This is a genomic window from Streptomyces sp. NPDC091272 (genome assembly GCF_044757485.1).
Classification (GTDB): Bacteria; Actinomycetota; Actinomycetes; order Streptomycetales; family Streptomycetaceae; genus Streptomyces.
On the sequence record NZ_JBIVVC010000002.1, the window covers coordinates 556,842 to 568,587 of the forward strand.

At 72.9% G+C, this 11,746-nt stretch carries 11 protein-coding genes; 5 read left to right on the forward strand and 6 right to left on the reverse strand.

Going from position 1 to position 11,746, the window contains the following annotated elements; all coding sequences use genetic code 11:
* Positions 1–34: 34 nt before the first annotated feature.
* The 5 genes from ACIQM4_RS07290 to ACIQM4_RS07310 form a co-directional block, all read right to left on the reverse strand.
* Positions 35–856, reverse strand: coding sequence for a class I SAM-dependent methyltransferase (locus ACIQM4_RS07290; RefSeq protein ID WP_401587232.1), 822 nt, complete (start codon positions 854–856; stop codon positions 35–37).
* 336 nt (positions 857–1,192) lie between these two features.
* Positions 1,193–2,332, reverse strand: a complete 1,140-nt coding sequence (locus tag ACIQM4_RS07295) for a diguanylate cyclase domain-containing protein (RefSeq protein WP_401587235.1) — start codon at positions 2,330–2,332, stop codon at positions 1,193–1,195.
* 175 nt (positions 2,333–2,507) lie between these two features.
* Entirely contained in the window at positions 2,508–3,305 is a 798-nt protein-coding gene (locus ACIQM4_RS07300) for an enoyl-CoA hydratase-related protein (RefSeq protein WP_401588190.1), read from the reverse strand.
* 154 nt (positions 3,306–3,459) lie between these two features.
* Complete coding sequence (locus ACIQM4_RS07305) at positions 3,460–4,659, reverse strand: adenylate/guanylate cyclase domain-containing protein (RefSeq protein WP_401587238.1); 1,200 nt, start codon at positions 4,657–4,659, stop codon at positions 3,460–3,462.
* Between the two features lie 347 nt (positions 4,660–5,006).
* Positions 5,007–5,873, reverse strand: coding sequence for a biotin--[acetyl-CoA-carboxylase] ligase (locus tag ACIQM4_RS07310; RefSeq protein WP_401587241.1), 867 nt, complete (start codon positions 5,871–5,873; stop codon positions 5,007–5,009).
* A 140-nt stretch (positions 5,874–6,013) separates the two neighbouring features.
* Between ACIQM4_RS07310 and ACIQM4_RS07315 the strand changes: the two genes are divergently transcribed.
* The 4 genes from ACIQM4_RS07315 (at position 6,014) to ACIQM4_RS07330 (ending at position 8,748) form a co-directional block, all read left to right on the forward strand.
* Positions 6,014–7,609, forward strand: coding sequence for an acyl-CoA carboxylase subunit beta (locus tag ACIQM4_RS07315; protein WP_401587244.1), 1,596 nt, complete (start codon positions 6,014–6,016; stop codon positions 7,607–7,609).
* 38 nt (positions 7,610–7,647) lie between these two features.
* Positions 7,648–7,854, forward strand: coding sequence for an acyl-CoA carboxylase epsilon subunit (locus ACIQM4_RS07320; RefSeq protein WP_401588193.1), 207 nt, complete (start codon positions 7,648–7,650; stop codon positions 7,852–7,854).
* Between the two features lie 91 nt (positions 7,855–7,945).
* On the forward strand, positions 7,946–8,074 hold the full coding sequence (gene mmpB, locus ACIQM4_RS07325; protein ID WP_401587247.1) for a morphogenic membrane protein MmpB: 129 nt from the start codon (positions 7,946–7,948) through the stop codon (positions 8,072–8,074).
* Between the two features lie 41 nt (positions 8,075–8,115).
* A complete protein-coding gene (locus ACIQM4_RS07330) occupies positions 8,116–8,748 on the forward strand; it encodes a Maf family protein (protein WP_401587250.1) in 633 nt (210 codons plus the stop codon).
* Here the strand turns inward: ACIQM4_RS07330 and ACIQM4_RS07335 are convergent.
* Positions 8,729–9,259 carry a hypothetical protein gene (locus ACIQM4_RS07335; protein ID WP_401587252.1) on the reverse strand — a complete coding sequence of 177 codons (531 nt, stop codon included), beginning with the start codon at positions 9,257–9,259 and terminating at the stop codon, positions 8,729–8,731. The two genes, ACIQM4_RS07330 and ACIQM4_RS07335, sit on opposite strands and share 20 nt — an antisense overlap.
* Positions 9,260–9,591: 332 nt before the next feature.
* On the opposite strand from ACIQM4_RS07335, the gene ACIQM4_RS07340 reads away from it, so the two are divergent.
* Entirely contained in the window at positions 9,592–11,346 is a 1,755-nt protein-coding gene (locus tag ACIQM4_RS07340) for an acetyl/propionyl/methylcrotonyl-CoA carboxylase subunit alpha (RefSeq protein WP_401587254.1), read from the forward strand.
* The last annotated feature ends 400 nt before the right edge of the window (positions 11,347–11,746 follow it).

Consider the following 11,746-nt stretch of genomic DNA (forward strand, 5'->3'; position numbering starts at 1 on the left):
TGCCCGTCCCTCAGGGACGAGCAGGTCCCCTGCCTCAGCCGCGCTGCTCCCGGCGGAACAGCGCGGCCCACAGGAAGGGCTCGCCGAAGTGCGGGGAGTCGGCGGGCTCGTCGGTCATGCGGCGGAGTTCGCGTACGGCGAGCCCGGGGAGCGTTTCGAAGATGCGCCGGAGCGCCTGCGGGGTGTAGGCGAGGCCGCCGTGCAGCTGCGGGCGGGCGGCGCCGTACAGCTCCGCGTCCGGGAGTTCGCATCCCGACCCGCCCTCACCCGCCGCGAAACAGGTGAGCGTGAAGTGGCCGCCGGGGGCCAACAGGCGGTCGAGCAGCGCGAGATGGCTGACGCGGCGGTGCGGCGGCAGGTGGTGGAAGCAGCCCGAGTCGTTGATCAGGTCGTACGGGCCCTCCAGTTGCGCCGCGCCGGGTGCGAACGCGTCGGCGCAGTGGAACCGGACCCGGGAGGCGATCCGCGGACCGGCTTCGCGGGCCCGCTCCGCCGCCCAGCCGATCGCCGCGGGAGAGAGGTCCACGGCGTCCACGTCGAAGCCGGCGGCGGCCAGGTGAAGGGCGTTGCGGCCGGGGCCGCAGCCGAGGTCGAGGGCCCGGCCGCCCGACGGGACCAGTCCGCTGTCGAGCCAGGACACCAGGTTCTCGTCGGGCTTCGCGGCGAAGAAGGGAACGGACTTGCCGCGGTCCGCGTAGAAGCCGTCCCACCAGTCCCCCGCTCCCTCGGTCCAACGGTCACCAGCCGCCCCGAACAGGCCGTCCAGCAGCGTCAGCACGTCGTCGAAGGTCGCCACGGAACGCGGCTCACCACCGTGTCGCGCGGGCGGACTTCCCTGGTGCGTCGCGTGATCCATCAAGCCCCCAGTCGCGTGATCCATCAAGCCCCCAAGTGGTCTTTCGCGTACGGGAAATTTTACCGAGGGAGCGGGTGGAAGCCCAGGCCGGAGGGGGTTTGGGGGTACGCCGCCGAGGCCACGGACGGCCCTGGGACGGGCTCCGGGCGGGCGGGTCACCCCCACCGCATCCCGGGGCGGGCGGGTCGCCGCCCTGCCCCCGCCAGGCCCCGGGAAGGGGCGTCGCGGGGCACGGCGGGGGCGACTTCTCTGACGAGACCTGGCGCCGGGCAACTGCCCCTGACGTGAGCTCCCGAGGCGACTTCCCTGGCGAGGCCTCGACCGGGCGACTCCCCCCTACCCCGCCCCCCTGAATCTCCTGCGGTCGCCCGTTCGGGGCGGAAGGTTGTGTGGGGACTCCGCCAGCGGGAGGACCTCTTCGTCGCGGCCGGCGACGACCGGTTTGTTGGCGCGGGCTGCTTTCGCCCGGTACTGGGCCGCGTCCGCCAGGCGGAACAGGCGGCGGGCCGAGGTGATCTCGCCGATCGGGTCGCCGGTGGAGGCGACCCCGCAGGCAACCCCGGCCCCGTACTCCAACTCCGCGGCGCGCGCGCAGAGTTCGTCGGCGGCACGGACCACCTCGTCCGCCGTGGGGCCCACCGACAGCAGGCAGAACTCGTCGCCGCCGAGGCGGGCGGCCAATGTCCCGGGCAGTATGGCGCCGCAGCGCGAGAGGACGCAGCCGAAGCGTTCCAGGAGGCGGTCGCCGGTGGCGTGGCCGTGGGTGTCGTTGACCTGCTTGAGGCCGTTCACGTCACAGACGACCAGGCTGACGACCGCCTCCGACACCCGGTGCGCCTCCAGCGCCTCGTCGAGGCGTATGTCGACCAGGCGGCGGTTCGCGAGGCCGGTGAGCGGATCGGTGAAGGCGAGGGCGCGGGCCTCTTCGAGGCGCTCGGTCTGGACGATCCCGGCGGCGACGACGGAGGCCAGTACCGTCGCGAAGTCGGCGTCCGCCCGATCGAAGACCGGCTGCCCCTGCGCCCTGGCCACGTACAGCTCGCCCCAGGCCCTGCCGTGCAGCACGATCGGCGCGACCACGCAGCAGCCACGGCCCCGGCGGCGCAGTGCGGCGACCCTCTGGTGGCAGTAGCCCGGACGGGGCGACGCCGGCCCTTCGGCCGTCTCCACCCAGGCGTCCGGTTCGCCGCCGCCGGCCCACCTCTCGTGCAGGAACTCGGTGATCTCGGGGAACTGGTGGACGGGATAGGACTCGTCGTCCGGGAACTGGGCCTCGCCCGGCACCCGGTCGCCCTCGTTGACGAGGACGCGCAGCCGGCCCGCCTCCCGCTCCCACACCGAGAGCGCGGCGAAGCTGCCGCCGAGCGCGTCCCGCGCGCCCAGCGCCGCCGCCCGCCAGGTCCCGCGCGGATCGGGCGCGGCCGCCATCGCCTGTGCCAGCGCGACCACGGCCCGCACTCGTACGTCCTCACCCATTCGTACAGGTTAGGCAGGTTTCGTACGAAGTTTCGCCCGCAGGCCCCCGGGCCTCACCCGCAGGTGACCGGCCTCACCGGCAGGTGCCCGGCCCTCACCCGCAGGTGACCGGCCTCACCGGCAGGTGCCCGGCCCTCACCCGCAGGTGCCCGCCCTCACTCACCGGTGCCCGACCTCACTCGCCGGGCCACTGCGGTTTGCGCTTCTCGTTGAACGCGGCGACGCCCTCGGCCCGGTCCCCGGAGAAGGCCACCGCCCGCCAGGCCGCGTCCTCCACCTCCAGCCCGGCCCGCAGGTCCAGTCCCTGCCCCAGGCGCAGTGCCTTCTTCGCGGCGCGCAGGCCGACCGGGGAGTTGGCGGCGATCCGGGCCGCCAGCGCGAGGGCGTCCTGCCTGGCGTCCGCCGCCAGTACGTCCACCAGGCCCAGCTCGGCGGCCTCCGCGGCCTCCACCCGGCGGGCCGTGAAGACCAGCTCGGCCGCCCGCGCCGCCCCCACCCGGCGGGGCAGCAGCTGGGTGCCGCCGCCGCCCGGAATGACGCCCACGGAGACCTCGGGCAGGCCGACCACGGCCGTCGCGTCGGCGACGATCACGTCGCAGGCCAGAGCCAGCTCGTAACCGCCACCGAGTGCGAAGCCGTGGACGGCGGCGACCGCCGGCATCGGAAGGTCGAGGACGCCGGTGTACGCCGCCCGGGAGGCAGGCCGCTGGCGCACCATGTCGGCGTCGGTGAAGGAGTTGCGCTCCTTGAGGTCGGCGCCGACGCAGAAGGCGCGCTCGTTCGACGAGGTGAGGACGGTCGTACGGACGCCGGCGTCGGCGGCGAGGGCCGCGCAGGCCGCCTCGATGGAGGCGGCCATCGACAGCGACACCGCGTTCATCGCCTTGGGGCGGTCCAGGACCAACTCGGCGACGTGACCGCTCTCGCCGTGGCGCCGTACCGCCACGAATTCCCCGTACCGCTGCTCGTCCATGTCTGCCACGGCTGCACCCTCCCGGTTAACGATCGTTTCCGGAAGGATCCTAGGCAGGAGGTCAAGGGGGCGGGAAGGGGCGCGGGGGCAGCGCAGGGCTCGTGCAGGGTCCAACCGGGCCCCGGGCCGGACCCGGGCGGGACCCGGGCAGGACTCAGGCGGAGTCGGGCTTTGTGCGGCGGCCCAGCATCCAGGGTTCCACTATGCCGAGGCCGCGCACCGGGCGCTGCCACATCGGCTGGAGGCCGAAGCGGTAGGTGGGGGCCTGGGTGCCCTCCTTCGCCGCCTGTTCCGCCTCGGCCGCCGCCTCCGCCTCGGAGACCGGGGCGTCGCCGGTACGGGACAGCTCTTCGGCGAGCGCCCCGTCGACCAGGACGGTGTCCTTGGGAGCTATCGAGGTGAGCCGGCTGGCCAGGTTCACCGTCGTGCCGAAGACGTCGCCCATCCGGGTCGTGACGGTGCCGAAGGCGATGCCGACGCGCAGGGCGGGCATCGTCTGGTCGTGCGAGAGGGTCTCGATGAGGCGCAGCGCGATCTCGGCGGCCGTACCGGCGTCGTCGGCGCAGTAGAGGACCTCGTCGCCGAGGGTCTTGATGAGCCTGCCGCCGTGCGCGGCGACCAGGTCGGCGCAGGTGGTCTCGAAGGCCTCCACCAGTTCGCCGAGCTCCTCCTCCTCCAGCCGGCGGGTGAGGCGGGTGAAGCCGACCAGGTCCGCGAAGCCGACGGCGAGCCGGCGGTCGACCATCTCGTCGTCGTCGGCCGCCTGGACGACGCGGCCGGTCGCCGCCGCGAGCTGGCGCCGCCACACGTAGACGAGGAACTCCTCCAGCTCGGGCAGCAGCAGCTCGACGAGGGGGTACGTCACCTCGGTGCGCGTCATCCCCGGCTCGGGGGGCTCGGTGAGTCCCTCCAGGAAACTGTCGATCTGCCATTCCGCCAGCCGGGCGGTGGTCTGCCCGGTGGACCGGGCGACCTGGACCGCCATCGGCTCGCTGAGCAGACCCGCCTCGACCAGGCCCGCGAGCCGGCGCAGGGCGAGGACGTCGGCCTCGGTGAGGGCCTTGGCCTGGCCGATGTCGGGGAAGCCCATGGCGCGCCAGAAGCGGGAGGCGAGGTCCATCGACACACCGGCCGTACGGGCCGCCTGGAAGGCGGTGTAGCGGCGCTCGGCGCCGAGGATCAGCTGCTCCAGGCGGATGGCGAGCGGGTCGTCGGAGGGTTCGGCGGTGTGGTCGACCTCGTGGAAAACGGGGGCGGCCGGGGCCTGGTGCGGGCTCTTGGGGGTCTCCGGCGTCGCCGGAGTAGAGGGGCGGGGGTCCGAGTCCCCGTCGGACGTGGTGTCGTCGACGGTCACGTGCCGCCTCCTGCCCGTTCCCTGCGCACTGCCCTGCCGCCCTGTCGGTCTTCTCGCGCGTCCTGCGCGGTCCGCCCGTCACGGACCGCGTGCCGCGGGTCGCCCCAACGATACGGCAGATGTGCGCTGGCTCACTCCCTGTCCCGGGGGACACATCACCACGATCCCCCGCCCGGCCCTCCACCCAGCCTCGGGCGGCCCTCCCGGGCCCGTGGGGGAACGGGTGGACAGCGCTTTCCGGATCGGACGGCACATTCCCGGCGCGGCAGGCACCCGCCCTCACCCTCCGAACGGCGCCGTCCGGAGCCAGGGAGCCTCCCGGCGGCGCCGTCCCGCGCCCGGCCGGCTCAGCCCGCCGGGCGCAGGTGGACGATGTCGCCCGCGCCCACCGGCTGCTGCACGCCGTCCGCCGTGCCGATGACCAGGCGGCCGTCCCCGTCGACGGCGACCGCCTCGCCGGTCAGGACGTGGCCGCCCGGGAGCTCGGCCCTGACCGTGCGGCCCAGCGTCGAGCAGCCCGCCGCGTAGGCCGCCTGGAGCCTGCTGCCCGCCGGGTCGCCCGCGGCCCCGCGCCAGTCCTCGTACCACTCCTCGACGGAACGCAGGACGGCCCGCAGCAGCGGGTCCCGGTCGAGGGTGGTCGCGCCCGCGAGGGCGAGCGAGCCGGCCGTCGGGACGGGGAGCTCGTCGGCGCGCAGGGAGACGTTGAGGCCGACGCCGACCACGACGCCGTCGGGCACCCGCTCGGCCAGGATGCCGCCCGCCTTGCGTTCCTCGCCTTCGACGGTGAGCAGCAGGTCGTTGGGCCACTTGAGGGCGGTGTCGACCCCGGCCGCCTTGGACAGCGCGGTCGCGACCGCGACGCCGGTCAGCAGGGGGAGCCAGCCCCAGCGCTCCACCGGGACGGCGTCGCCCGGCTTGAGGAGCACGGAGAAGAACAGCCCCGAGCGGGCGGGCGCCGACCAGCGCCGGTCCAGGCGGCCGCGGCCCTGCGTCTGCTCCTCGGCGACGAGCACCGTGCCCTCCGGCGCGGAGTCCGCCCGTCCGGCGAGGTCGCTGTTGGTCGAGCCGGTGGCGTCGACGACGTCGAGCGACTTCCACAGCCCGCCCTCGCGGACCAGCGCGCGGCGCAGTCCCGCGACGTTGAGCGGTGGCCGGTCGAGGTTGTTCCAGCGGCTGCCGGAGGGACTGTCTGGAGCATCGGGAGGCGTCATGCAAGCCAGCGTAGGTGTGGCAAACGACGCACTGCCGCCCGGCGGTCCCGCCGTTACGCTACGGACCAGTAGCCGTCCGTACTGTCGCCGTTGACACCGTGCGTGCCGTTGACGCAGTCGAAGCAGGGAGCCGCAGCCCCGTGTCCGCAGAATCCGCAGAGCCCGCAGCAATTGACATCCGTACGACGTCCGGCAAGATCGCCGATTTGCAGCGCCGCATCGAGGAAGCCACCCACGCGGGTTCCGAGCGCGCGGTCGAGAAGCAGCACGCCAAGGGCAAGCTGACGGCGCGCGAGCGGATCGAACTCCTCATGGACGAAGGCTCCTTCGTGGAGCTGGACGAGTTCGCCAGGCACCGCTCGACGAACTTCGGCATCGAGAAGAACCGCCCCTACGGCGACGGCGTCGTCACCGGCTACGGCACCGTCGACGGCCGCCCCGTCTGCGTGTACTCGCAGGACTTCACCATCTTCGGCGGCTCCCTCGGCGAGGTGTACGGCGAGAAGATCGTCAAGGTCATGGACTTCGCGCTGAAGACCGGCTGTCCGGTCATCGGCATCAACGACGGCGGTGGCGCCCGCATCCAGGAGGGTGTGGTCGCGCTCGGCCTGTTCGCGGAGATCTTCCGGCGGAACGTGCACGCGTCGGGCGTGGTCCCGCAGATCTCGCTGATCGTCGGGCCGTGCGCGGGCGGCGCCGTCTACTCGCCCGCCATCACCGACTTCACCGTGATGGTGGACCGGACCTCGCACATGTTCATCACGGGTCCCGACGTCATCAAGACGGTGACGGGCGAGGACGTCGGCTTCGAGGAGCTCGGCGGCGCGCGCACGCACAACACCACCTCCGGTGTCGCGCACCACATGGCGGGCGACGAGAAGGACGCCATCGAGTACGTCAAGTCGCTGCTGTCCTACCTGCCTTCGAACAACCTCAGCGAGCCGCCCGCCTTCCCCGAGGAGGCGGACCTGGAGACCGGCGACGAGGACCGGGAGCTGGACACCCTCATCCCGGACAGCGCCAACCAGCCGTACGACATGCACACGGCGATCGAGCACGTCCTGGACGACGGTGAGTTCCTGGAGACCCAGGCGCTGTTCGCGCCGAACATCCTCACCGGTTTCGGCCGCGTCGAGGGCCACCCGGTCGGCATCGTGGCCAACCAGCCCATGCAGTTCGCGGGCTGCCTCGACATCGACGCGAGCGAGAAGGCCGCGCGGTTCGTCCGCACCTGCGACGCCTTCAACGTGCCCGTCCTCACCTTCGTGGACGTCCCCGGCTTCCTGCCGGGCGTCGACCAGGAGTACGGCGGGATCATCCGGCGCGGCGCCAAGCTCATCTACGCGTACGCGGAGGCGACCGTCCCGCTGATCACGGTCATCACCCGCAAGGCGTTCGGCGGGGCGTACGACGTGATGGGATCCAAGCACCTCGGCGCCGACCTCAACCTGGCCTGGCCGACGGCCCAGATCGCCGTGATGGGCGCCCAGGGCGCGGTCAACATCCTGCACCGCCGCACGATCGCCGCCGCACAGGACCAGGAGGCCACCCGCGCGGAACTGATCGCGGACTACGAGGACACCCTCCTCAACCCGTACGTGGCGGCCGAGCGCGGCTACGTCGACGCGGTGATCATGCCGGCCGAGACCCGCCGCCACATCGTTCGCGGGCTGCGCCAGCTGCGTACCAAGCGGGCCTCCCTGCCGCCGAAGAAGCACGGCAACATCCCCCTCTAGGAAGGGACCTGGTGATCCTCATGAACGCGATGAACGACATGATCCGAGTGGTACGGGGAAATCCGACCCCGGAGGAGCTGGCCGCCGCACTGGCGGTGGTCCAGGCCCGCGCCGCGGCCTCGGGCACCGCGGCGGAGGGTCCTTCCGCGCCACGCCCCGCCTGGTCCGACCCGGCCCGGGTCGCCGCCGACCGGCTGCCGCACCCGGGGCCGACCGCGTGGGGACGCACCTACTGGCCGTCCTGAGGGCCCGGTAGCGAAATTAGTCATTCCGTGCGGTGGCGCCTGAGTACGTGTACTCAGGCGCCATGGCCGCACCGGCAGCACTATCGAAGTCATGTTGTGGTCCGACCCGAAGGACGAGCCCCCCAAGGACCTGCGTGACGTGCAGATCATGATGCGCCGCGCGGGAGTGCTGCTGGCGCTGGCGATGGTGGTGGCGATGTTCGTGGCGGGGGTGCGCTGACCCGGGTGCGGGTGGGCGGCGGTACTGGCTACTCTGCCCGTATGACTGCCAGCTCTCCCGCCCTTCCCGCCCCGGCGCCTGCCCGCCGCCTCGTTCTCGGCTCCGCCTCCCCCGCCAGGCTCGGCCTGTTGCGGCAGGCCGGGCTCGCGCCCGAGGTGATCGTCAGCGGGGTCGACGAGGACGCGCTGAGCGCGCCGACCCCGGGCGAACTGGCGCTCGTGCTGGCCACGGCGAAGGCGGACGTGGTGGCCGCGCTCCCCGAGACCGCGGGCGCGCTGGTCATCGGCTGCGACTCGGTACTGGAACTCGACGGTCAGGCGCTCGGCAAGCCCGACGACGCCGAGGACGCGACGGCCCGCTGGAAGGCGATGCGCGGGCGGTCCGGGGTCCTGCGGACCGGGCACTGTGTGATCGACACGGCGGACGGGCGGCGTGCGAGCGCGACCGCCTCGACGACCGTCCACTTCGCGCACCCCTCGGACACCGAGATCGCGGCGTACGTGGCGAGCGGCGAACCGCTGCACGTGGCAGGGGCGTTCACCCTCGACGGCCGTTCGGCGCCCTTCGTGCGCGGCATCGAGGGCGACCCCGGCAACGTCATCGGGCTCTCGCTGCCCCTGCTGCGCGACCTGCTCGCCGAACTGGACGTGGCGATCACGGACCTGTGGGCCTGAGCTCCCCTCCGGCGGCCGGCGGGCCCGGCGGCGGACCCGCCGGCTTCGCGGGCACCGCGGTGTCCCGCGGCAGACGCTCCCGCGTCCCGTACAGCAGCAGGCTCAGTACGAGCAGCCCGAGCACCACCATCATCCAGGCGAACGCCCACCAGCTGACCAGACCGACCGCCGCCGCGCCCAGCACGCCGTGCAGCACCGCGCAGACGATCAGCAGGATGCGTACGAGCCGGGCGGGCGCCCGGTCCTGGACCGCGGTGATCAGCAGGAACACCCCGCAGACCGCGAGGAAGAGACCGGCGACGCCGCCCAGTGCCCAGGCGCCGGTGGCCATCGCACCCGGGTCGAGACCCGCGAGCGACATCGACTGTCCGTCCACGACGCGGCCCAGCACGTAGTTGACGAAGACGACGCCGACCGCCTCCACGAACAGCACCACGGCGGTCACCGCTGCTATCGGCCTGCGCGCCACGGCGCCCACCCACTTCCGTACCGGAGTTGCGGTTCTCGTCAACGGCGCACGCTACTAACCGGTAATGCTCACGACAAGGGGTCCCGCACAACCGCCGGGCCGGGCCCCGCGTACGGCAAGGAACGGCACGCTCCTTCGTGGGGACCCGACAAAAAAACCCCTCGTCCCCCTGGCCACCAGGACAGAGACCTTGACCACACCACGGGGCTACTGTGCGATGAGGTAACCCGTCGTACCGTGGTGCGACAAGGGATTTCGCGACTCGAGCACGCCTCGAATCACGCTCCGTGTGGGCAAGCTCACCATTGGGGACGGGTCGTTTGGCCGTGTAGGCAGTCCCTAAACTCAGCTTGTTTCAGAAGGAGGGAGCCATCGTGCGCAAGGTGCTCATCGCCAACCGAGGCGAAATCGCTGTCCGCGTCGCCCGGGCCTGTCGGGACGCCGGGATCGGGAGCGTAGCCGTCTACGCCGATCCGGACCGGGACGCGTTGCACGTCCGCGCGGCCGACGAGGCGTTCGCCCTGGGCGGTGACACCCCGGCCGCCAGTTACCTGGACATGGCCAAGGTGCTGCAGGCCGCGAAGGACTCCGGCGCGGACGCCATCCACCCGGGCTACGGATTCCTCTCCGAGAACGCGGAGTTCGCCCAGGCGGTGCTGGACGCGGGGCTGACCTGGATCGGTCCGCCGCCGCAGGCCATCCGCGACCTCGGCGACAAGGTGGCCGCCCGCCACATCGCGCAGCGCGCGGGCGCCCCGCTGGTCGCGGGCACCCCCGACCCGGTCTCCGGCTCGGACGAGGTCGTCGCGTTCGCCCGCGAGCACGGACTGCCGATCGCGATCAAGGCCGCCTTCGGTGGCGGCGGTCGTGGCCTCAAGGTCGCCCGCACCCTCGAAGAGGTCCCCGAGCTCTACGACTCCGCGGTCCGCGAGGCGGTCGCCGCCTTCGGCCGTGGCGAGTGCTTCGTCGAGCGCTACCTGGACAAGCCGCGGCACGTCGAGACGCAGTGCCTGGCCGACAGCCACGGCAACGTCGTCGTCGTGTCGACGCGTGACTGCTCCCTGCAGCGCCGGCACCAGAAGCTGGTCGAGGAGGCTCCGGCGCCGTTCCTGAGCGACGCTCAGAACGCCGAGCTGTACGCCTCGTCGAAGGCGATCCTGAAGGAAGCCGGCTACGTCGGCGCGGGCACCGTCGAGTTCCTGGTCGGCGCGGACGGCACGATCTCCTTCCTGGAGGTCAACACCCGCCTCCAGGTCGAGCACCCGGTCACCGAGGAGGTCTCCGGCATCGACCTGGTCCGCGAGATGTTCCGCATCGCGGACGGCGAGGAGCTGGGGTACGACGACCCGGCCTCGCGTGGTCACTCCTTCGAGTTCCGTATCAACGGCGAGGACCCGGGCCGCGGCTTCCTCCCCGCTCCCGGTACGGTCACGGCCTTCGCCCCGCCGACCGGTCCCGGTGTCCGGCTGGACGCGGGCGTCGAGTCCGGCTCGGTCATCGGCCCGGCGTGGGACTCCCTCCTCGCCAAGCTGATCGTGACGGGCGCGACCCGTGAGCAGGCGCTCCAGCGGGCGGCGCGTGCGCTGGCGGAGTTCAACGTCGAGGGCATGGCCACCGCCATCCCCTTCCACCGCGCCGTGGTGGTGGACCCGGCGTTCACCTCGGACCCCTTCACGGTCCACACCCGGTGGATCGAGACCGAGTTCGTCAACGAGATCCCGGCCTTCACGGTGCCGGGCGCGGAGGGCGACGAGGACGAGTCGGGCCGCGAGACGATCGTCGTCGAGGTCGGCGGCAAGCGGCTTGAGGTCTCCCTGCCGTCCTCGCTGGGCATGTCGCTCGCCCGTACCGGCCTGGCTGCGGGCGCGAAGCCGAAGCGCCGCGCCGCGAAGAAGTCCGGCTCGGCCGCCTCGGGCGACAGCCTCGCCTCGCCCATGCAGGGCACGATCGTCAAGGTCGCGGTCGAGGAGGGCCAGGAGGTCAACGAGGGTGACCTCATCGTCGTCCTGGAAGCCATGAAGATGGAACAGCCGCTGAACGCGCACCGCGCGGGGACGGTGAAGGGGCTCACGGCGGAGGTGGGCGGCTCCGTCACCTCCGGAGCCCTAATCTGCGAAATCAAGGACTGACCCCCTTCCCCACCCTGCACAGCTCCGGGCGACCCCGCTCGGGCCCTGGCCCCGCGCCGGGCCCTGCTCCCTCCGGGCCCTGCTCGCTCCGGGCCCTGCTCGCTCCGGGCCCTGCTCGCTCCGGGCCCTGGCCCCGCTCCCAAGCTCCCTTGGGCAGCGGGGCCGCTCTCTTCCCCTCCCCCCTAGCCTCCTTGGGCAGCGGGGCCGCCTGTCCCCTTCCCCACCCCCCAGCCCTCTTGGGCAGCGGGGCCGCCCCCCGGGGGCGGGACGGGTGGGCAAGGGGGCGGCCCCTCGCGCGGAGCGCCCCCTCTTGCGCCGGGCCGACCTTGCGGGGTGCGTTTCCTTCGCGCGGGCGCGTCGTGGCTGGTCGCGCAGTTCCCCGCGCCCCTGGGAGGTGCCC

Bases quoted from the DNA above. Each gene is read 5' to 3' on its own strand.
- mmpB (WP_401587247.1), top strand. From the start codon at position 7,946: ATGTTGTGGTCCGACCCGAAGGACGAGCCCCCCAAGGACCTGCGTGAC.
- ACIQM4_RS07295 (WP_401587235.1), bottom strand. From the start codon at position 2,332: ATGGGTGAGGACGTACGAGTGCGGGCCGTGGTCGCGCTGGCACAGGCG.
- ACIQM4_RS07290 (WP_401587232.1), bottom strand. From the start codon at position 856: ATGGATCACGCGACGCACCAGGGAAGTCCGCCCGCGCGACACGGTGGT.
- ACIQM4_RS07330 (WP_401587250.1), top strand. From the start codon at position 8,116: ATGACTGCCAGCTCTCCCGCCCTTCCCGCCCCGGCGCCTGCCCGCCGC.
- ACIQM4_RS07300 (WP_401588190.1), bottom strand. From the start codon at position 3,305: ATGGACGAGCAGCGGTACGGGGAATTCGTGGCGGTACGGCGCCACGGC.
- ACIQM4_RS07310 (WP_401587241.1), bottom strand. From the start codon at position 5,873: ATGACGCCTCCCGATGCTCCAGACAGTCCCTCCGGCAGCCGCTGGAAC.
- ACIQM4_RS07320 (WP_401588193.1), top strand. From the start codon at position 7,648: ATGATCCGAGTGGTACGGGGAAATCCGACCCCGGAGGAGCTGGCCGCC.